Origin of the sequence: Burkholderia sp. Ac-20384, assembly GCF_017104605.1 — a bacterium.
Lineage (GTDB): Bacteria > Pseudomonadota > Gammaproteobacteria > Burkholderiales > Burkholderiaceae > Burkholderia > Burkholderia lata.
The window spans coordinates 1-19,413 of sequence record NZ_JAAGPE010000051.1 but is presented as its reverse complement, the minus strand read 5'-3'; the positions used below and the strand labels follow the sequence as shown (position 1 = coordinate 19,413).

Genomic DNA, 19,413 nt, shown 5'->3' with positions numbered 1-19,413 from the left:
GCGGACGGCCGAATTGCACACGAGGAGAGAGGCATGACGCGTTCCGTCGATTCCGGCGTCATTTTTTTCGCGCGCCTGGCGCTGGCGGCGTTGTTCCTGTGGGGCGGCGTGATGAAACTGCTCGGCTACGGCGATTTCATCGGTTACCTGCATGGGCTGAACGTGCCGTATCCGCAGGTGATCGGGCCGATCGTCGTCGCGATCGAGGGGCTCGGCGGGCTGCTGCTGATCGTCGGTTACAAGGTGAAGCCGCTTGCACTGCTGATGGCGTTCTACACGGTCGCGACCGCGATGGTCGGGCACAATTTCTGGGACGCGACGGACGCCGCGGTCCAGCACGACATGGTGATCCATTTCTGGAAGAACATCGCGATCGCCGGCGGTTTCCTGCTGCTGTACGTCACGGGCGCCGGTGGTGCGAGCATCGACGGCCTGCGCCGGCCGAGTACGTCTTACGGCAGCTTGCGCTGATCGTACATACGCGCGCGGCTGCCATTGCGCTGAAGCAAAACAAAAGGGCCGAATCCCACGGGATTCGGCCCTTTGTTCATGGATTGCTTGCGGGGCGCGGGTGCGTTTGGTCATCCGCTGCGGCGGCTGGACGCCACCGCACGCGCACCGTCGCCGCTCAGTGCGGCGAATCCTCTTTCGCATCCTTCGAGAACTGCACGGCGATCGCGCCGAGTACGCAGATCACCGCGACGTACACCACCGGCGCGAGCGGATTCGACTTCATCATCAGCGACACGATCACCGGCGTGAGGCCGCCGAAGATCGCATACGCGACGTTGTACGAGAACGAGATGCCCGAGAAGCGCACGACGGCCGGGAAGCTCTTGACCATCACGAACGGCACCGCGCCGATCGTGCCGACCATGAAGCCCGCGATCCCGTAGTAGAGCGGCAGCGTCGACGCGTCGGCCGCCACCTGCACGAACAGCAGGTAGTAGCACGCGGCCAGCCCGATGCCGCCGATGCCGAGCACGCGCTTCGCGCCGATCCAGCCCGCGAGCGAACCCGCGGTGATGCAGCCGGCCGTCAGGCACAGCGTCGCGACGCTGTTCGCGAACAGTGTCGTCGCGGGCGTCAGGTGGAACTGCTTCTGCAGCAGCGCGGGCGTCATCAGGATCACGACGACGATCGCGGCCGACAGCATCCACGTGAGCAGCATCGACACGATCACCGCGCGGCCATGGTCGCGCAGCACGGCCTTCAGCGGAATCTCGTCCGCGAGCGCTTTCTTCGCCTTCATCTCGGCGAACACCGGCGTCTCGTGCAGCCAGCGGCGCAGGTACACGGAGAACAGGCCGAACACGCCGCCGAGCAGGAACGGGATGCGCCACGCGAACGCACCGACTTCGGCGGTCGAGTAGCGGCTGTTGATGCCGGCTGCGACGAGCGAGCCGAGCAGGATGCCGGCCGTCAGGCCCGCGGTCAGCGTGCCGCACGCATAGCCGATGTGACGGGACGGCACGTGCTCGGACACGAACACCCATGCGCCCGGCACTTCGCCGCCGACTGCCGCGCCCTGCAGCACGCGGAACAGCAGCAGCAACACCGGTGCGAGGATGCCGATCGTGTCGTAGGTCGGCAGCAGGCCCATCAGCAGCGTCGGCACGGACATCATCAGCACGCTCAGCGTGAACATCCGCTTGCGGCCGAACAGGTCGCCGAAGTGCGCCATGATCACGCCGCCGAGCGGGCGCGCGAGATAGCCGGCCGCGAAGATGCCGAACGTCTGCAGCTGGCGCAGCCAGTCGGGAATGTCGTGCGGGAAGAACAGTTGCCCAATCGCCGGCGCGAAGAACACGAAGATGATGAAGTCGTAGAACTCGAGGGCGCCGCCGAGTGCGGCAAGGCCAAGGGTCTTGTAGTCGCTGCGCGTGAGCGCGCGTTCGGCGGCGCGAGGCACGCCGCTCAATTCGGAAGCTTGCATGGTCAGGACGATCGGTTTTCGAATGTTGTTGTCGGTGCTGCGTCTCCAGGGCCCGCTATCGGCATGGACTGACAAGGCGCGGCTTGCATCGTCGAAGCGTGCCGCGTGCCGGGTGAGGCACGCAACACGCACCGCTGCACCGGGGTGAGGCGCGGCGGAGACGAAGCGTCAAAGCGGGTGGGGGGATTCTACAGGAGCGCAAAATGCGCGCGCGCGGGGGCGCGCCGAGGAACGCTTCGGACCGCGAAGCCGAAGCCGAGACAGATGCAGAAGCGCGCGCGGCCGGTGAGCCGCTGACGCGCCGCGCGGGGCAGGGTCTCGCGGATCAGTTGCCGGCGATCGTATCGACCGGCTTGAACGCACCGTGCTCGACCTTGTAGATCGTCACCGGCGCATCCTTCAGGTCGCCCTTCGTGTCGTACGCGATGCTGGGCGCCGACACGCCCTTGACCGACAGCTTGCCGAGATACGGCGTGTACACCTTCGGGTCGGTCGAGTTCGCGTCCTTCATCGCGGTGAGCAGCGCGATCGTGCCGTCATACGCGTACGGCGAGTAGGTGATCACGTCTTCGTTGAAGCGCGCCTTGTAGCGTGCGGCGTAGCCGGCGAAGCCCGGCATCTTTTCCTTCGGCAGCCCGCCCATGTAGACGATCGCGCCTTCGGCCGCGTCGCCGCCGACCTTCAGGAACGTCGGCGAGCGCGACATCTCGCCCGTCACGAACGCCGACTTCATCCCGAGCTGGCGCATCTTGCGGATCATCGGCGACGATTGCGCGTCGCCGCCGCCGTAGAAGATCGCGTCCGGGTTCATCCCCTTGAGGTTGGTCAGGATCGCGGAGAAGTCGAGCGCCTTGTCGTTCGTGAAGTCGCGCTTGATGATCGTGCCGCCCGCCGCCTCGACGGCCTTCGCGAATTCGTCGGCGATGCCCTGGCCGTAGGCCGTGCGGTCGTCGATGATCGCGATGCGCTTGAAGCGCAGCGTCTTCACCGCGTAGGTGCCGACGATGCGGCCTGCCTGCGCGTCGCTCGTCAGCAGCCGGTAGGTCGTCTTGTAGCCGCGCGCCGTGTATTGCGGCGACGTGGCCATCGAGATCTGCGGCAGCCCTGCGCGATCGTACAGGTCGGATGCGGGAATGCTCGTGCCCGAGTTGAAGTGTCCGATGATCCCGCGGACGTTGTCGTCGATCAGCCGCTGCGCGACGGTCGTGCCCGTGCGCGGGTCGGCCTGGTCGTCCTGCGAATCGAGCTGGAACGTGACGGGCTTGCCGCCGATCGTCGGACGCGTCGCGTTGAAATCGGCGATCGCGAGTTGCACGCCCTTCTGCATGTCCGTGCCGTAGTTCGACTGCGGGCCGGTCAGCGGTGCGGCGAAACCGATCTTGACGACGTCGGCGGCAATGGCGTGCGCGCCCGACAGTGCGCAGGCAGCGGCCAGCGCGACGTGCGATACCTTCAGCTTCACTTTCACTTCCCCTTGATGGCGTGGTTGGGCCGCCGCCGGCTGGCGGGCCGGCGCCGGTAAACCGGGCGAGACGGTTCGGTCGGCAGGCCGATGCGAGGGCCGTGCGTGCTTGCCGCGTGCTGCCCGGGCTGTGCTGGAATCGGCGCACATGACGGCCGATCCCGCAGGCCGTGCATGCCGATTGCTGCCGCGACGTGAGGTCGTCTCGTGACCGTGAAGCGAAGTCTAGATAGCGAAAATGCGTGCGTCTTGCGCGTTCGGTGCGCGGCCGGCGACGATATCGGCATATCGTCGATAACCCTGATATATGCCGAAATCGTCACGCCAAATGCGCAAACGCGCCAAGACGCTGCACGTTCGCATTCCTATGCTGGCGAGTTCGGGCGCGCGGTGCCGGTGTGTGAATGCGCCTGTACGCGCGCGGCAAGTCGGCACCGGCGCACGCGTGATTGCCGCGTTGGCGCAAGCGGATTCGCGGCCGGCCGCTGCACGCTCGGCGCAGTAGTTGCGCATGCAACGTATGTCGCCTGTCGCGTGCCGATGCCGGCCGATCGGCGGCGGCGCGATGTGACGGCTGCCGCCAACTTGCCCGCCCTTGCGATTGGCGCGACGCGATCGAAGGGGCGCTTCTATAATCGACGCCATCTGCCACTCGCATTGCGGTTGCCGGGATGACGACCTTGCTTGCCGTACCGCCCATGAGCCTGTCCGAACCGTTGCGCTACCAGTCCGACAACGCCGATTTCGGCGCGATGCTTGCGCACTTCCGCCTGCTCGAACCGGTGTTCGATGCACTGCCGGACGTCGCGTTCTTCGTGAAGGATGCGAGCGGCCGCTACGCGATCGTCAATCGCACGCTGGCGATGCGCTGCGGCTACAAGGACAAGCGCGACCTGCTCGGCAAGACGGCCGACGAAGTGTTTCCGCGCCGCTTCGGCCGCAGCTATTTCGAGCAGGACATGGCGACCATCAACGCCGGCCAGCAACTGATGGACCAGCTCGAGCTGCACCTGTATCCGGGTCGCCAGCCGGGCTGGTGCCTGACCTGCAAGGAGCCGCTGCGCGACGCTGCGGGCAGGGTGGTCGGCCTCGCGGGCATTTCGCGCGACCTGAAGGCGCACGAGGGATCGCACCCGGCGTACAGCCGGCTCGCCGACGTGGTCCAGCACATCCAGGATCACTTCGTGCAGCCGCTGAACCTGAAGCAGCTCGCGCAGATGGCCGGGATGTCGGTCGCGCAGCTCGAACGCTACTTCCACAAGGTGTTCCACCTGACACCGCGACAGGTGCTGCTGAAGACGCGGCTCGATGCGGCCACCGCGTTGCTCGTCACGCACGACAAGGTGACTGACGTTGCGGCGCTATGCGGCTATACGGATCACAGCGCGTTCACGCGCCAGTTCAAGGCGACGGTCGGCGTGACGCCGACGGAATACCGGTTGATGCTGCAGGAGCGGGCAGGGTGACGCGACACGCCGAAAGGGCCGGCGAGTCGCTGGGATCGGGGTGATGCGGGAAAACGGGAAAGGGGTGAAAACGGCGGCTCAGCGGTAGCCGAGCCCTTTCAGGACGGCGGTGCCGTCTTCGGTCAGCCGGAAGCTGGGTGCCGTATCGGCGTCGAGCTTGACCATCTCGACGAGACCGGCTTCCTGCAACGCGGGCAGTTCGGGTTTGGCGTTCGCGCCGATCGGTGCGTGCAGCAGCACGAGCAGCGTCGCGATTTCATGATGACTGAGCAGGCGGCGCAGCATCGTCTTCTTTGCAGGGGGCGCGGCCTGGCGGCCCGCGGGTGCTTCTACGGCGCTCATCGCTTTCCTCCTTTTCAAGATAACCATCGGGTACTGGTTGCGGATGGTGCCGTCGAAGACTTAAGCGATTCTTAAAACCGCACCGGGCGACGGGATGCTGCGCTGCGGTACGGGTTACGGGATGTAACGCCATATGGAATGCGGCTTCCGGCCCGATCGCGGCCAGCCGCGCGGGCGGGTGCGCGGCCGCGTGATTCACCACGATGGTGCGCGCGGGATGTGGCCCTTTGAAGCCGCCGCGGGCTGCGAACGTGATTCGGCCCCAAGATCCCGGTTCAGTTCATTCCCTTATTTCCTGCGCTGCGCCTGTGCGGCGAGCCGCACGGCCGCGTTTGTCGCGCCATAGCCGTCGTATCCGCCGCGCCGCTCGACGATCTCGAGCGAGAAACGGTTGTCGACCAGTTCTGTATACGCATGCAGGAATTCGCCGCCGTGCTCGTCGCGGTCGTACAGCAGGTGATGCGTGCTCAGCGTGTCGATCAGTTCGTCCGACAACGCGTAGCGGGCGGCGAGATCGTCGTAGTAGTTCGGCGGAATGCGCAGGAACGGAATGCCGTCGGCCGCGAACGCGGCGATCGTCTTCACGATGTCGTCCGTGCGGAACGCGACGTGGTTCAGCCCCGTGCCGTGGTAGCGGTCGAGCGATTCGGCCACCGCCGTGTGCCGGTCGACCGACGCGTTCAGCGCGATCCGCACCGAGCCGTCGGCGCTGCGCACCGCGCGGCTGCGCATCAGCCCGTACGGGTCGGGCACGAGCCAGCTGCGCTCGGCCTCGAAGCCGAATGCCGTCTTGAAGAAGAGGATCCACGTATCGAGCGCGTCGGCCGGCAGGGCGAGGCACACATGGTCGATACCGGTCAGCGGCCCGACTTCGCTCGGGCCGTCGATGTCGGTCAGCACGAAATCCGATTCGTACAGCGTCGGCGCGTTCGGCGCTTCGTCGACGAAGTATTCGAGGCTGCCGTCCGGCGCCTGCACGCTCGGCAACACGCGCTCGTTCGGCCCGACGCGGCCGGAGAACGGTGCATAGCCGAAGCCGGCCGCGCGCTCGAACGCCACGTTCGCGTCGTCGACGCGGAATGCCGATGCACACAGCGACAGCCCGTGCTGCTGGAAGAACGCATCGGCGAACGAATCGCGCTCCGCATTCAGCACGATCGACGCGGCGCCGTGCTGGAACAGCGTCACGTCCTTCGACCGATGGCGGCCCGCGAGCCGGAAGCGCATCCGGCCGAGCCATTCGCCGACGGTCGCCGCCGCCTGCGCGTCGACCGCGAATTCGATGAACTGGAACCCGACGTGCGCGGGCGGTGCCGGCGGCGCGAACAGCGGCTGGCTGGCGGCCGGCGCGAGGCCGTCCTGCGCGAGCCGTTCGCGCGTCAGTTCTTCCAGATAGAGCAGCGAGCGATGGCCGTCGGCGGCCGTGATCGCCGTGGGCGCCGCGCGGAAGCCGTCGTTGAAGATCTCGAGCGACAGCGGCCCCGTATAGCCGGACTCGATCACGCGCGCGGTGAAGCGCGCGAGGTCGAAGTCGCCCTGGCCCGGGAACGAGCGGTAATGGCGGCTCCATTCGAGCACGTCCATCGCGAGCTTCGGCGCATCGGCGATCTGCACGAACGCGATCCGGTCGCCGGGGATGTCGGCGATCGCGTCCGGCGAATCGTCGAGCGACAGCGTGTGGAAGCTGTCGAGCGCCAGGCCGAGGTGCGGGCTGTTCACGGCATTCACGAGTTTCCACGCATGGCCGTACCGCTTCACGACCCGGCCCCACGCGAGCGCTTCGTACGCGGCGACCACGCCGGCCTGCCGCGCGGCTTCGGCGAGCGCGCCGAGCTGGTCGACGAGCAGCCCGTCGTCCGCAATCGTGTCGGCCGACACGTTGCTGCACACCAGGATGCGGTCGGTGCCGAGCGCATGCATCACGTCGAATTTGCGCTTGATCCGGTCGAGGTTGCGGGCGAGCTGGGTCGCGCTCACGCCCTCGAAGTCGCGAAACGGCTGGAACAGCACGATGTCGAGGCCGAGATCCGCGGCCATGCGCCGGACGTCGGCCGGCGATCCGTCGAAGTAGACGAGGTCGTTTTCGAAGATTTCGACGCCGTCGAAGCCTGCGGCCTGGATGGCGGCGAGTTTCTCGGCGAGCGTGCCGGACAGTGACACGGTGGCGATCGAGCGCTGCATGGGCGATTCCTGCGGATGAGCGGGGCATGGCGTCGGTCGAATCGACCCTGAATGAACCAGTCGTTGAATTCCTGGTGAACGCCATATCCCGAATTTACTGGGATAGTGATGCGTATTGTACAAACTAACTAGGTGGTACAAATTAGCGAAAACCCGAAAAGACAGCCCGCATTCCCGGGCGCACACTAGCGCCAAATTCCGATGTTTTCGAGGCGATGCCGGTCACGGTCCGCCCCTGTTTTAGGAGCAGAATCACCATGAGCAAGCACAAGGTGCTGGTGCTGAACGGCCCGAACCTGAATCTGCTGGGGACGCGCGAGCCCCATATCTACGGCGCGGAAACGCTCGCCGATGTCGAGCAGCGCTGCCGCACGGCGGGCGAGGCGCTCGGGCTGGAAATCGACTTCCGGCAGTCGAACGCCGAGCACCAGCTGATCGACTGGCTGCACGCCGCGCGTCACGACACGCACGGCATCGTGATCAACCCGGCGGCCTATACGCATACGTCGGTCGCGCTGGCCGACGCGCTTTCCGCGATCGCGAAGCCGGTGATCGAAGTGCATATCTCGAACGTGCATCGCCGCGAGGCGTTCCGTCACCATTCCTACGTGTCGGCGGTCGCCGAAGCCGTGATCTGCGGCTGCGGCACCGAAGGCTACGTATTCGCGCTGCAGCGTCTGGCGACACTGTTTGCGCAGGGAGCCGCACGATGAGCCGCCCGTCGTTTCTGATCGGCCTGATCGGCCAGGGCATCGGCGGCTCGCTGTCGCCCGCGATGCACGAGGAAGAAGGATTCCGCCAGGGGTTCGGCTATGTCTACCGGCGCATCGACCTCGACGCGCTCGGCGTGACCGTCGACGCCTTGCCGCAACTGCTCGATGCCGCGCAGCGGATGGGCTACAACGGCCTGAACATCACACACCCGTGCAAGCAGCGCGTGATCGAGCACCTCGACGCACTGTCGGACGATGCGCGCGCGCTCGGTGCGGTGAACACCGTGCTGTTCAAGGACGGCAAGCGGATCGGCCACAACACCGACTGGTCGGGCTTCGCGAAGTCGTTCCGCCGCGGGTTGCCCGGCGCGTCCCTCGAACGCGTCGTCCAGCTCGGTGCGGGCGGCGCGGGCGCGGCCGTGGCGCACGCGGCGCTGCAGATGGGCGCGGCCGAACTGACGATTTTCGATGTCGACGGCAAGCGCGCCGCCGCGCTCGCGGCCGAACTGCAGCAACGCTTTCCCGCCGCACGGGTCGCGCCCGGCGGCGAACTCGCGAGCGCGATGCGCGCCGCGACGGGCCTGATCCACGCGACGCCGACCGGCATGGCCAAGCATCCGGGCCTGCCGCTGCCGGCCGAGTTGCTCCACGCGGGCATGTGGGTGGCCGACATCGTGTACTTCCCGCTCGAAACCGAACTGATCCACGCGGCGCGCGCGGCCGGCTGCGCCACGTTGCCGGGCGGCGGGATGGCCGTCTACCAGGCGGTCGACGCGTTCGAGATCTTCACCGGACGCACGCCCGACGCCGAGCGGATGTTCGATCACTTTCAGTCGCTCGTCGCGCGCTGACCCCCTTCCAGAAAGAGAGACCAGGAGACGACCATGCAGCACACCACCCACACGAGCGCCGCGCCGGCGCAGGCGTCCGGCACCGTCCGGCGCACTTCGGCGCGCTACAAGATTCTCGCGCTGCTCGCGATCGGCACGATGATCAACTATCTCGACCGCACCGTGCTGGGGGTGGCTGCGCCGCAGCTCACCAAGGAGCTCGGCATCAACGCGGCCGTGATGGGCATCATGTTTTCCGCGTTTTCGTGGACGTATGTGGCCGCGCAGGTGCCGGGCGGCCTCTTTCTCGACCGTTTCGGCAGCAAGGTCACCTATTACTGGTCGATGACGCTGTGGTCGCTGTGCACGTTCCTGCAGGGCTTCGTGCCCGGCGTCGCGACGCTGCTCGCGTGCCGTCTCGGCCTGGGCGTCGCGGAGGCGCCGTGCTTCCCGACCAACAGCCGCGTCGTCGCGACGTGGTTCCCGCAGAACGAGCGCGCGATGGCGACCGGTACCTATACCGTCGGCGAGTACATCGGCCTCGCGTTCTTCAGCCCGGTGCTGTTCGCGCTGATGGGAGCGTTCGGCTGGCGCTCGCTGTTCTGGGTCGTCGGCACGGTCGGCATCGTGTTCGGCCTGGTCTGGTGGAAGTTCTATCACGAGCCGCGCAACCATCCGGGTGCGAATTCGGAGGAGCTGGCGTATATCGAGGCGGGCGGCGGCCTGGTGCACGGCGTGCGCAAGGACGGTGACAAAGGTGGCAAGGGTGCCAAGGGCGAGCAGAAGTCGTTCAGCTGGTCGATGGCCGGCAAGCTGCTGAAGAAGCGCCAGCTCGCGGGCATCTGCCTCGGCCAGTTCGCCGGCAACTCGACGCTGGTGTTCTTCCTGACCTGGTTCCCGACCTACCTCGCCACCGAACGCCACATGGGCTGGCTGAAGATCGGTTTCTTCGCGGTGATGCCATTCATCGCCGCGTCGGTCGGCGTGATGTTCGGCGGGATCTTCTCCGACTGGCTGCTGCGTCGCGGCAAGTCCGCGAACCTCGCGCGCAAGCTGCCGATCATCGCGGGCCTGCTGCTCGCATCGACGATCATTCTCGCGAACTACGTGCAGAGCAACGAGGCCGTGATCGCGATCATGTCGGTCGCGTTCTTCGCGCAGGGGATGGCCGCACTCGGCTGGACGCTCGTGTCGGACATCGCGCCGGACGGCCTGCTCGGCGTCACGGGCGGCATCTTCAACTTCGCGGCGAACCTTGCCGGGATCGTCACGCCGCTCGTGGTCGGCTTCATTGTCGCGTCGACCGGGTCGTTCGTCGGCGCGCTCGTGTTCATCGGCGTGATCGCGCTGATCGGCGCGGCGTCGTACATCTTCGTGGTCGGCGACATCAAGCGGATCGAGCTGTAAGCACCGGCTCCACGCACATCCAGTGCGTTCGCCCGGCAGCCGCAAGGCTGCCGGGCTTTTTTGTTTGTGCGTGCCAGCGGATCTGCCGGCTGGCGCAGCACGGCGGCGCTTATGCGCGCTGCACCGCGATGCCGAGCGACTCGACCGCCTGCGCAATTGCCGCGACCGCGCGGCGGATATCGTTCGAGTCGATCGCGCCGATGCAGCCGACGCGGAACGTCTCGAGCTGCGTGAGCTTGCCCGGATACAGGATGAAGCCCGCGTCGCGCACCGCGTCGTAGAAGCGGCGGAAATCGTAGGCCGGATGGTCGGGCGCGTGGAACGTGACGATCACCGGCGCCTGCACGCTCGCATCGAGGAACGGCTTGAAGCCGAGCGCGTGCATCGATTCGACCAGCGTCCGGCAGTTGTCCACATAGCGCGCGCCGCGCGCGGGCTGACCGCCTTCGGCGAGATACTGGTCGAGTGCGGCGCGCAGCGCGGCGATCACGTGCGTCGGCGGCGTGAAGCGCCACTGGCCCGTCTTGAGCAGGTACGCGTACTGATCGTGGAGGTCGAGCGCGAGCGACGGCGAATTGCCTTCGCTTGCGTCGAGCGCTTCGCGCCGCACGATCGCGAACCCCATCCCCGGCACGCCTTCGAGGCATTTGCCGCTCGCCGAGATCAGCGCGTCGATGCCGCTGCCGGCCAGCTCGATCGGCAGCGCGCCGAACGAGCTCATCGCGTCGACGATCAGCCGCTTGCCGTGGCGCCGGCACACGGCGGCGATGTCGTCGAGCGGGTTCAGGATGCCGGCGCTCGTCTCCAGATGCACCTGCGCGACGTGCGTGATGCGCGGCTCGCGCGCGAACGCGGCTTCGATCGCGGCCGGATCGACGGCCGCATCCTCGCCGAACGGCAACGCGATCGCTTCGATGCCGAGCCGGCCGAGGATCTTCAGGATGCGCGCGCAGTACGCGCCGTTGTCGGGCACCAGCACGACGCCGTCGCGCGGCACCAACGTGCCGAGCGCGGCTTCGACCGAGAACGTGCCGCTGCCCTGCATCGGCACGCACACATACTCGTCGCCGCCGTGCGCGATCGCGACGAGATCCGCGCAGACGCTCGCCGTCAGTTGATTGAAAGCGGCATCCCACGAACCCCAGTCATGTTGCATTGCGTGGCGGGTTGTGGCGGACGTGGTGAGCGGGCCAGGCGTAAGAAGAATCGGATCGGGCATGGTTTTCCTCTGCAAAGTTCGGAAGAAACGCCGGGCGGCATTTCTGAATGACTTGCATGATATTGGCAAAATGTGTCATTTTTTGGAAATTGCCGCATTCGTCACGGGTTTGTCATCGAACGCTGTGATCCTTCGCTTGCCGCGCGAAACCTAACCTCAGCGCGGCAGCGAGGCAGGCCGTCGATCGGCCCTGCCCGGAGATAACAGGAGAGCCGGATCGTGCCCCGGCCATTTGGTGTTCCGCCTACGGAGAAGTCAGATGACACTGCAGAAACCCTCGCGCGCCGCTGCCGGCGCGTTCCGCAAGCTTGCGCTGGCCGCCAGCGTCGCCGGTCTGATGGGCGCCGCGCTGCCCGCACATGCGGCGAGCGCGGTCGTGCTGTATACGGCAGACGGACTCGAGAACCTCTATCGCGATGTGCTGCCGGCCTTCGAGAAGAAGGAAGGCGTCAAGGTCAACATCGTGACGGCGGGCAGCGGCGAAGTCGTCAACCGCGCGAACATCGAAAAGAACTCCCCGAAGGCCGACGTGATCGTCACGCTGCCGCCGTTCATTCAGCAAGCCGGCCAGATGGGCCTGCTGCAGCCGTACCAGAGCGTGAACTACAAGAACGTGCCGGCCATCGCGAAGGCTGAAGACGGCACGTGGGCGACGTTCGTGAACAACTACTTCTCGTTCGCGATCAACCCGGACGTCGTGAAGAACCAGCCGAAGACGTTCGCCGACCTGCTGTCGCCGGCCTACGCCGGCAAGGTCGCATACTCGAACCCGGCCACGGCCGGCGACGGGATGGCCGTGCTGATCCTGACGACGTCGCTGATGGGCGAGGACAAGGCGTTCGACTACCTCGCGAAGCTGTCGCAGAGCGTGAAGTTCCACACGAAGGGCACGGGCTACCTGAACGTGCTGCTGTCGCGTAACGAAATCAGCGTGGCGAACGGCGACCTGCAGATGGACCTCGACGATGCCGAACACGGCGCGCTGTCCGTCAAGCCGATCTTCCTGGCCGCGAAGGAAGGCGACCAGCCGACCACGTTCCAGCTCCCGTACGGCATCGGCCTGATCAAGAGCGGCCCGAACCAGGACGCCGGCAAGAAGCTGATCGACTACCTGATGTCGACGGAAGTGCAGTCGAAGGTGCCGGACATGTACGGCATCCCGGGCCGCACGGACGTGCCGCTGGCCGGCAAGAACGGCGAAGCGGTCAAGAAGGCGATCGCGGGCGTGAAGCTGATCCCGGTCGACTGGACCCAGGTGATGGCGAAGAAGCCGGTGTGGATCGAGCGCTGGAAGAAGGACGTGATCGGCAGCTCGGGCAAGCAGCTCGACGTCGTCAAGCCGAAGTGATCGGCGCACGCCGCCTGTATTTGTGAGCAAGAGGATGAACCCGGTGGAAACCACCCTGACCCATCCCGGCGCATTCGGCGCCGCCGAACCGCAGGCAACGCTGCGGTCCGGCGCGCCGGGCGGCGTGCAGATCGAACACCTGAGCGTGCGCTACGGCGCACGCACGGTGCTGGAAGATCTGTCGCTGTCGATCGGTGCCGGTGAATTTCTGACCGTGCTCGGCAAGAGCGGTTGCGGCAAGACCACGCTGCTGCGCTTCATCGCCGGGTTCGTGAAGGCCGATGGCCTGACCGGCACGCTGACCGTTGCCGGACGCGACCTGACCTACGCGCCGCCGCACAAGCGCAATCTCGGTCTGCTGTTCCAGAATTACGCGTTGTTCCCGCACCTGACGGTGTTCGAGAACGTCGCATTCGGGCTGCGCGCACGCGGCATGGCGTCGTCGGAAGTGACGCGCCGCGTCGCCGACGCGCTGAAGCTCGTGCAGCTCGGCGATGCGGGCCATCACCTGCCCGCGCAACTGTCGGGCGGGATGCAGCAGCGCGTCGCGCTGGCGCGCGCGCTCGTGATCGAGCCGGACGTGCTGTTGCTCGACGAGCCGCTGTCGGCGCTCGATGCCAACCTGCGCGCATCGGTGCGCAGCGAACTGAAGGCACTGCACGAGCGCCTGCCGAACCTGACCGTCGTCTGCGTGACGCACGACCGCGACGACGCGCTCGTGCTGTCCGATCGCGCGCTGCTGATGCGCGACGGCCATATCGCGCAGCTCGGTACGCCGCAGCAGCTGTACGACGCGCCGCAGGACGGCTACGTCGCACGCTATCTCGGCCCGGCGAACCTGCTGCCGCCGCACGTGATCTTCCCGCTCGGCGATCCGCGCCACGAAGTGCGCGGCAAGGTGGCCTGCGTGCGCCCCGAGCGCCTGACCCTGATGCCGCCGGCCGCGGGCGGGCTGCATGGCACGGTGTCGTCCGTCGAATGGCAGGGCGCTGACCTGTCGATCGCGGTCACGATCGATGCGGCCCCCGACGAGCCCGTGCGCGTCACGATGCAACGCGGCCGCGGTGCGGCTCCCGAGCGCGGTGCGCGCGTTTCCCTGCATTGCGAGGCAGACGATGTCGTCCTTATCGAGCCCTGAAGCCGGCCTGCCGCCGCACGTGCTCGCGTCGGCCGCCGCGCACGCTGCCGCCGCGCGGCGCCGCAAGCGCATGGGCGACCTGCACCTGGCCGCGCTCGCGATCATCCTGCTGGGTCCGCTCGTCGTCTATCCGCTGGTGCGGCTCGTGCTGCTGAGCGTGTCGGGCGACCACGGGCTGAGTTTCGCCGCGTACCGCACGTTCTTCGGCAACCCCGACACGCGCGGCGTGCTGCTGACCACACTCGGCGTGCTGTTCGCGAGTGCGGGCACCGCGTCGGTGCTTGGCGTGCTGCTGGCCGCGCTGCTGTTCTTCAGGCCGTTTCCGGGCGCATCGCTCGTCACGCGCTTCTTGGAACTGTACGTCGCGTTCCCGTCGTTCCTCGTCGCGTTCACGCTGATCTTCCTGTACGGCTCGCAAGGCTCGATCAGCATCGCGCTACAGCACCTGTTCCATCTCGAGAATCCACCGCTCGATTTCCTGTTCGGTATCGGCGGCGTGATCCTTGCGCAGACCGTGTTCTATACGCCGTTCGTCGTGCGGCCGACGCTCGCGTCGTTCGCAACGCTCGACTTGCGGCTGATCGAAGCCGCGCGCAGCCTCGGCGCGTCCGGCTGGATGTTGGCGCGCCGCGTCGTGCTGCCGATCGCGTGGCCGGGCATCGCCGCCGGTACCGTGCTGTGTTTCCTGCTGACGCTGAACGAATTCGGGATTCTGCTGGTGCTCGGCAGCGCGCGGCTCGTGACGCTGCCGGTCGCGATCTACAGTAGCGCGACCGTCGACCTCGACCTGCCGACTGCGTCGGCCGGCGCGGTCGTGATGCTTGCGCTGTCGCTGGCGCTGTATGCGGTTTATCGCCGGGTGAACCGGCGTGCGACGGGAGGGAACGATGTCCGCTGAATACCGTATCGGGCAAGCCGTGCCGCGCCACCAGATCGGCTGGGGCGACACGGTGCTCAAGCATGCGTCGCGCGCGGCGCTCGCGCTGGCCGCGTTCGCATGCTTCTGGTTGTTCGTGTTGCCTGTCGTCGTCGTCGCGCTGTCGAGCGTGTCGACGCAGTGGTCGGGCACGATTCTGCCGGCCGGCTACAGCCTGCGCTGGTTCGAGCGGCTCGGGTCGCCGGAATACGACGCGCTGCTGACGAGCCTGGAAATTGGCTTCGGCGTGTCGGCGGTCGGCACGATCCTCGGGCTGTGGCTCGCGTTGGCACTCGAAGGGCGCGACCGGCGTGGCCTCGGCGCGGTGGTCGACGCGCTGGTGATGGTGCCGAACGGTGTGCCGAGCGTCGTGCTCGGGCTCGCGGTGCTGATCGCGTATCACCAGAAGCCGGTCGACCTGTCGAGTTCGGCGGCGATCGTCGTGCTGGTGCAGCTCGCGCTGATTTTGCCGTTCTGCTATCGCTGCGCGGCCGCCGCGCTGCGTCCGGAACTGACCGTACTGCGCGAAGCGGCGGCGAGCCTGGGCGCGCCGCCCGCGATGGTGCTGCGTCGCGTACTGCTGCCGCAGCTCGTGCCGGCGCTGCGCGCGAGCCTCGCACTTGGCTTCGCGTTGTCGCTCGGCGAGCTCGGCGCGACGCTGACGGTTTATCCGCCGGGCTTCGCAACCGTGCCGATCGTCGTGATCGGCCAGGTGGAGCGTGGCTATTACCTTCCGGCATCGGCGTTGTCGCTGCTGATGCTCGGCGCGTCGCTCGCGGCGCTGCTGCTGATCGCTGCGCGCGTGCCGCGCGGCAAGCGGGTGGCATCATGAACGCCGCCTTCTCATTGCGCCAACCCGGCGAAGCGTCGGCAGCCGGCGCATCGACGGATCTCGCGGGGCGCGCCGTCGACGTCAACGGCCGGCACTACCGGCTGCCGGTCGAGCCGACCGTCGTCGTCTGCGTCGACGGCTGCGAGTACGACTATCTCGAACGGGCGGTGGAAGCGGGCGTTGCGCCGTTCATCGGCCGGATGATTTCGGAAGGTACGGCCTGGCGCGCCGATTGTGTCGTGCCGACCTTCACCAACCCGAACAACCTGTCGATCGTCTGCGGCGTGCCGCCGTCGGTCCACGGGATCTGCGGCAACTATTTCTGGGATCCGGCCGCCGACGGCGGGCGCGGTGCCGAAGTCATGATGAACGACCCGGCCTACCTGCGGGCCGGCACGCTGCTCGCGGCGGCGTCCGACGCCGGTGCGCGGGTCGCCGTCGTGACGGCGAAGGACAAGCTGCGCCGGCTGCTCGGCTGGCAACTGAACGGCATCTGCTTTTCGGCCGAGAAGGCGGCGCAGGCGAATCTCGCGGAAAACGGGATCGTCGACGTGCTCGACTGGGTCGGCCTGCCGTCGCCGGACGTCTACAGCGCGGCGTTGTCCGAATTCGTGTTCGCGGCCGGCGTGCGGCTTGCGCAGACGCGACAGGTCGACCTGATGTACCTGTCGACCACCGACTACGTGCAGCACAAGTGCGAGCCGGGCAGTGCCGGCGCGAACGCGTTCTACGCGATGATGGACGGCTATCTCGCGCAGCTCGACGCGCTAGGCTGGGCAATCGGCCTCACGGCCGACCACGGGATGAACGCGAAGCACGATCCCGCGACGGGCCGGCCGAACGTCATCTATCTGCAGGACGCATTCGACGGCTGGTACGGCGCGCAGGCTGCGCGCGTGATCCTGCCGATCACGGATCCGTACGTCGTGCACCACGGCGCGCTCGGCTCGTTCGCGACCATCTATCTGGCGCCGGGCGTCGACCGGGCCGAGGCGATGTGGCGTGTCGGCGGCCTTGACGGCGTCGAGCTCGTGCTCGACAACGCGGAAGCCGCTGCACGTTTCGAACTGCCGGCTGACCGGATCGGCGATCTCGTCGTGATAGGCCGCCGCGACATGACGCTCGGCACGCGCGAGCGCGAACACGATCTGTCGGGCCTCACGGTGCCGCTGCGTTCGCATGGCGGCGTGTCGGAGCAGGAAGTACCGCTGCTGTTTAATCGCCGTATCGAGCCGGTCGATCCCGCGCGTCGCCCGCGCAACTTCGACGTGTTCGATTTCGTGCTGAACCGGGTCGCGACATGATGGCTCATCCCCGACACGATCACCCGGCGTTTCGCGCAGAGGCGCTGCGCTGGTGCGGCACACGCGCGACGCGGGAACGCACGCTCGACGTCATGGACCCATACACGGGCACGCGCGTCGGGACGGCACCGCTGGCGAGCGTCGACGATGTGCGCGCGGCATTCGACTACGCGATGGCGTATCGGCCGAAGCTCACGCGGTACGAGCGTTCGCAGATCCTCGAGCGTGCGGCCGCGCTGCTGCGCGAGCGCACCGAGGAAGCGTCCGACCTGATTACGCTCGAATCGGGGCTGTCGAAACAGGACTCCCGCTACGAGATCGGCCGCGTGGCCGACGTGTTGAAGTTTGCGGCGATCGAGGCACTGCGCGACGACGCGCAGAGTTTTTCGTGCGACCTGACGCCCCACGGCAAGGCGCGCCGCGTGTTCTCGCAGCGGCAGCCGCTCGACGGCGTGATCGTCGCGATCACGCCGTTCAATCATCCGATGAACCAGGTGGCGCACAAGATCGCGCCGGCGATCGCGACCAACAACCGTGTGATCGTGAAGCCGTCGGAGAAGGTGCCGCTGTCGGCGTTCTACCTGGCCGACCTGCTGTACGAGGCCGGGCTGCCGGAGCCGATGCTGCAGGTGCTGACCGGCGATCCGCGTGAGATCGCGGACGAGCTCGTCACGCACCCGCATGCGTCGCTGATTACCTTTACGGGTGGTGTGGCGATCGGCAAGGCGATTGCCGCGCGGGCCGGCTACCGCCGCATCGTGCTGGAGCTGGGCGGCAACGATCCGCTGATCGTCCTCGACGATGCCGATCTCGACCGCGCGACGTCGCTGGCGGTGCTCGGCTCGTACCGGAATTCGGGCCAGCGCTGCACGGCCGTCAAGCGGATGCTGGTGCAGCGCTCGATCGCGCCCGCGTTCACCGAGTTGCTCGTCGAGAAGACGCGGGCATGGAAGTACGGCGATCCGTTCGATCCCGCGAACGAAATGGGCACGGTGATCGACGAGGAAGCGGCGCGGCTGTTCGAGGCGCGAGTGGCTGAGGCGGTTGCGCAGGGCGCGCGCCTGCTGACCGGCAACGTGCGGCGCGGTGCGCTGTATGCGCCAACCGTGCTCGACAACGTCGATCCGTCGATGACGATCGTGCGCGAGGAGACCTTCGGCCCTGTATCGCCGGTGATCACGTTCGACACGATCGACGACGCGATCCGGATCAGCAACGGGACGGCGTTCGGGTTGTCGTCGGGCGTCTGTACGGACAGCACGGCGGCGGTCGTGCGGTTCGTGAACGAGTTGAACGTCGGCACGGTGAATGTATGGGAAGTGCCCGGATACCGGATCGAGCTGTCGCCGTTCGGCGGGATCAAGGATTCGGGGCTCGGTTACAAGGAAGGCGTTCAGGAGGCGATGAAGAGCTTCACGAACCTGAAGACGTTTTCGCTGCCTTGGGAGTGAGTGAATGGCATTGACGGTGGAAGAGATCCACGGGCTGTATCGCGAGCATGGCCATGTGGCCTATAGCGGCGAGCCGGTCACGCAGCTCGAGCACGCATTGCAGAGCGGATTGCTGGCGGAAGAGGCGGGGGCTGACGAAGCGCTGGTCGCGGCAGCGTTCCTGCACGATCTCGGGCATCTGCTGAATCGCCAGGGCGAGACGCCGAGCGCGCGCGGGATCGACGATCTGCATCAGTATTACGTGCTGCCGTTCCTGCGGCCGTTGTTCTCCGACGCGGTGCTGGAGCCGATCCGGCTGCACGTCGACGCGAAGCGCTGCCTGTGCCGCACGGACGCCGGCTACTTCGAGAGCCTGTCGCCGGACTCGGTGCGCAGCCTCGGGCTGCAGGGCGGCATCTTCAGTGAAGAGGAGACGGCGGCGTTCCTGCAGCGCCCGTTCGCGGAGGACGCGCTGCGTTTGCGCCGCTGGGACGATACGGCAAAGGAAGAGGGCAAGGTGACGCCGGACCTCGATCACTATATGGAGATCGTCGCGCGCCAGGTACGCGCGGCCTGACGGTTCGGCTGCTTCTATATAAGGCTCCGCACGCGGAAGCGTGCGGAGCCTTATATTTTTTGAGAAACCCCTTGCGCAGATCGAGGAGGCTGCCTACAATCACGCCTCTTTCGCGCTAACGGAAACACGGCGCGGAAGAGGGAAGCAGGGTTGGTGGTGTGCTGCAGTCTGTAGCGCGCAACTGACCTGGAAGTTGAGCCCCGCAGTCGCAACGATGTAGTGAAAAAAGTTGTTGACGAAATGCGAAACACGGTTCATAATCTCGCTTCTCTGCTGCTGAAAACGCAGCGCTGCTGAGAAACACGAAGTTCC

At 66.8% G+C, this 19,413-nt stretch carries 18 protein-coding genes; 12 read left to right on the top strand and 6 right to left on the bottom strand.

All coding sequences use genetic code 11. The features are described 5' to 3' along the window. The first annotated feature begins 33 nt into the window (after positions 1-33). Positions 34-471, top strand: a complete 438-nt coding sequence (locus G3O00_RS12715) for a DoxX family protein (protein ID WP_011353950.1) — start codon at positions 34-36, stop codon at positions 469-471. A 157-nt stretch (positions 472-628) separates the two neighbouring features. Here the strand turns inward: G3O00_RS12715 and G3O00_RS12710 are convergent, their stop codons facing one another. Together G3O00_RS12710 and G3O00_RS12705 are read right to left on the bottom strand one after the other, a co-directional pair. Then, on the bottom strand, positions 629-1,936 hold the full coding sequence (locus G3O00_RS12710) for an MFS transporter (RefSeq protein ID WP_011353951.1): 1,308 nt from the start codon (positions 1,934-1,936) through the stop codon (positions 629-631). Between the two features lie 325 nt (positions 1,937-2,261). Continuing rightward, the gene (locus G3O00_RS12705) at positions 2,262-3,398 is read right to left on the bottom strand and encodes a branched-chain amino acid ABC transporter substrate-binding protein (protein WP_174933414.1); all 1,137 of its coding nucleotides are present in this window, start codon (positions 3,396-3,398) and stop codon (positions 2,262-2,264) included. Positions 3,399-4,069: 671 nt separating this feature from the next. On the opposite strand from G3O00_RS12705, the gene G3O00_RS12700 reads away from it, so the two are divergent. After that, positions 4,070-4,864 (top strand): AraC family transcriptional regulator, encoded by a 795-nt coding sequence (locus G3O00_RS12700; protein ID WP_174933416.1) that lies wholly within the window; start codon positions 4,070-4,072, stop codon positions 4,862-4,864. 78 nt (positions 4,865-4,942) lie between these two features. Here G3O00_RS12700 and G3O00_RS12695 read toward each other — a convergent pair whose 3' ends face one another. Continuing rightward, positions 4,943-5,206, bottom strand: coding sequence for a hypothetical protein (locus G3O00_RS12695; RefSeq protein WP_174933418.1), 264 nt, complete (start codon positions 5,204-5,206; stop codon positions 4,943-4,945). A gap of 288 nt (positions 5,207-5,494) precedes the next feature. Beyond that, on the bottom strand, positions 5,495-7,387 hold the full coding sequence (locus G3O00_RS12690) for a sugar phosphate isomerase/epimerase and 4-hydroxyphenylpyruvate domain-containing protein (protein WP_206143140.1): 1,893 nt from the start codon (positions 7,385-7,387) through the stop codon (positions 5,495-5,497). 257 nt (positions 7,388-7,644) lie between these two features. Here G3O00_RS12690 and aroQ point away from each other — a divergent pair, with 257 nt between their 5' ends. Genes aroQ through G3O00_RS12675 form a run of 3 tightly spaced genes read left to right on the top strand, consistent with a single transcriptional unit; the run spans position 7,645 to position 10,337 of the window. Beyond that, on the top strand, positions 7,645-8,100 hold the full coding sequence (gene aroQ, locus G3O00_RS12685) for a type II 3-dehydroquinate dehydratase (RefSeq protein WP_011353958.1): 456 nt from the start codon (positions 7,645-7,647) through the stop codon (positions 8,098-8,100). Next, positions 8,097-8,951 carry a shikimate dehydrogenase gene (locus G3O00_RS12680; RefSeq protein WP_206143139.1) on the top strand — a complete coding sequence of 285 codons (855 nt, stop codon included), beginning with the start codon at positions 8,097-8,099 and terminating at the stop codon, positions 8,949-8,951. Before aroQ ends, G3O00_RS12680 begins: the two co-directional genes overlap by 4 nt. Before the next feature lie 33 nt (positions 8,952-8,984). Beyond that, positions 8,985-10,337, top strand: a complete 1,353-nt coding sequence (locus G3O00_RS12675) for an MFS transporter (RefSeq protein ID WP_011353960.1) — start codon at positions 8,985-8,987, stop codon at positions 10,335-10,337. 109 nt (positions 10,338-10,446) lie between these two features. Here the strand turns inward: G3O00_RS12675 and G3O00_RS12670 are convergent, their stop codons facing one another. Continuing rightward, complete coding sequence (locus tag G3O00_RS12670) at positions 10,447-11,556, bottom strand: 2-aminoethylphosphonate--pyruvate transaminase (RefSeq protein ID WP_206143138.1); 1,110 nt, start codon at positions 11,554-11,556, stop codon at positions 10,447-10,449. A 259-nt stretch (positions 11,557-11,815) separates the two neighbouring features. On the opposite strand from G3O00_RS12670, the gene phnS reads away from it, so the two are divergent. From phnS to G3O00_RS12635, 7 genes are read left to right on the top strand one after another with little or no spacing between them, the layout of a single operon-like run. After that, on the top strand, positions 11,816-12,904 hold the full coding sequence (gene phnS / locus G3O00_RS12665) for a 2-aminoethylphosphonate ABC transporter substrate-binding protein (protein ID WP_174942176.1): 1,089 nt from the start codon (positions 11,816-11,818) through the stop codon (positions 12,902-12,904). Between the two features lie 34 nt (positions 12,905-12,938). Next, positions 12,939-14,042 carry a 2-aminoethylphosphonate ABC transport system ATP-binding subunit PhnT gene (gene phnT, locus G3O00_RS12660; protein WP_011353963.1) on the top strand — a complete coding sequence of 368 codons (1,104 nt, stop codon included), beginning with the start codon at positions 12,939-12,941 and terminating at the stop codon, positions 14,040-14,042. Beyond that, positions 14,020-14,940, top strand: coding sequence for a 2-aminoethylphosphonate ABC transporter permease subunit (gene phnU / locus G3O00_RS12655; protein ID WP_011353964.1), 921 nt, complete (start codon positions 14,020-14,022; stop codon positions 14,938-14,940). The genes phnT and phnU overlap by 23 nt, the downstream gene beginning before the upstream one ends. After that, complete coding sequence (phnV, locus tag G3O00_RS12650; RefSeq protein ID WP_175035859.1) at positions 14,930-15,790, top strand: 2-aminoethylphosphonate ABC transport system, membrane component PhnV; 861 nt, start codon at positions 14,930-14,932, stop codon at positions 15,788-15,790. Before phnU ends, phnV begins: the two co-directional genes overlap by 11 nt. After that, the gene (phnA, locus tag G3O00_RS12645; protein ID WP_206143137.1) at positions 15,787-17,094 is read left to right on the top strand and encodes a phosphonoacetate hydrolase; all 1,308 of its coding nucleotides are present in this window, start codon (positions 15,787-15,789) and stop codon (positions 17,092-17,094) included. The genes phnV and phnA overlap by 4 nt, the downstream gene beginning before the upstream one ends. Next, positions 17,091-18,545, top strand: coding sequence for a phosphonoacetaldehyde dehydrogenase (phnY, locus tag G3O00_RS12640; RefSeq protein WP_174933434.1), 1,455 nt, complete (start codon positions 17,091-17,093; stop codon positions 18,543-18,545). Before phnA ends, phnY begins: the two co-directional genes overlap by 4 nt. A gap of 4 nt (positions 18,546-18,549) precedes the next feature. After that, the gene (locus tag G3O00_RS12635) at positions 18,550-19,101 is read left to right on the top strand and encodes a phosphonate degradation HD-domain oxygenase (protein WP_011353968.1); all 552 of its coding nucleotides are present in this window, start codon (positions 18,550-18,552) and stop codon (positions 19,099-19,101) included. A gap of 99 nt (positions 19,102-19,200) precedes the next feature. Here G3O00_RS12635 and G3O00_RS12630 read toward each other — a convergent pair. Then, positions 19,201-19,413: hypothetical protein (locus G3O00_RS12630; RefSeq protein ID WP_206143159.1), on the bottom strand; the 213-nt coding region annotated here is incomplete at its 5' end.

What these genes read in the sequence shown, in the direction of transcription:
- phnS (WP_174942176.1), top strand. Translation starts at nt 11,816, where the DNA reads ATGACACTGCAGAAACCCTCGCGCGCCGCTGCCGGCGCGTTCCGCAAG.
- G3O00_RS12680 (WP_206143139.1), top strand. Translation starts at nt 8,097, where the DNA reads ATGAGCCGCCCGTCGTTTCTGATCGGCCTGATCGGCCAGGGCATCGGC.
- G3O00_RS12635 (WP_011353968.1), top strand. Translation starts at nt 18,550, where the DNA reads ATGGCATTGACGGTGGAAGAGATCCACGGGCTGTATCGCGAGCATGGC.
- phnT (WP_011353963.1), top strand. Translation starts at nt 12,939, where the DNA reads ATGAACCCGGTGGAAACCACCCTGACCCATCCCGGCGCATTCGGCGCC.
- G3O00_RS12715 (WP_011353950.1), top strand. Translation starts at nt 34, where the DNA reads ATGACGCGTTCCGTCGATTCCGGCGTCATTTTTTTCGCGCGCCTGGCG.
- G3O00_RS12690 (WP_206143140.1), bottom strand. Translation starts at nt 7,387, where the DNA reads ATGCAGCGCTCGATCGCCACCGTGTCACTGTCCGGCACGCTCGCCGAG.
- phnU (WP_011353964.1), top strand. Translation starts at nt 14,020, where the DNA reads ATGTCGTCCTTATCGAGCCCTGAAGCCGGCCTGCCGCCGCACGTGCTC.
- G3O00_RS12675 (WP_011353960.1), top strand. Translation starts at nt 8,985, where the DNA reads ATGCAGCACACCACCCACACGAGCGCCGCGCCGGCGCAGGCGTCCGGC.
- phnA (WP_206143137.1), top strand. Translation starts at nt 15,787, where the DNA reads ATGAACGCCGCCTTCTCATTGCGCCAACCCGGCGAAGCGTCGGCAGCC.
- G3O00_RS12670 (WP_206143138.1), bottom strand. Translation starts at nt 11,556, where the DNA reads ATGCCCGATCCGATTCTTCTTACGCCTGGCCCGCTCACCACGTCCGCC.
- phnY (WP_174933434.1), top strand. Translation starts at nt 17,091, where the DNA reads ATGATGGCTCATCCCCGACACGATCACCCGGCGTTTCGCGCAGAGGCG.
- G3O00_RS12700 (WP_174933416.1), top strand. Translation starts at nt 4,070, where the DNA reads ATGACGACCTTGCTTGCCGTACCGCCCATGAGCCTGTCCGAACCGTTG.
- G3O00_RS12695 (WP_174933418.1), bottom strand. Translation starts at nt 5,206, where the DNA reads ATGAGCGCCGTAGAAGCACCCGCGGGCCGCCAGGCCGCGCCCCCTGCA.
- aroQ (WP_011353958.1), top strand. Translation starts at nt 7,645, where the DNA reads ATGAGCAAGCACAAGGTGCTGGTGCTGAACGGCCCGAACCTGAATCTG.
- G3O00_RS12710 (WP_011353951.1), bottom strand. Translation starts at nt 1,936, where the DNA reads ATGCAAGCTTCCGAATTGAGCGGCGTGCCTCGCGCCGCCGAACGCGCG.
- phnV (WP_175035859.1), top strand. Translation starts at nt 14,930, where the DNA reads ATGTCCGCTGAATACCGTATCGGGCAAGCCGTGCCGCGCCACCAGATC.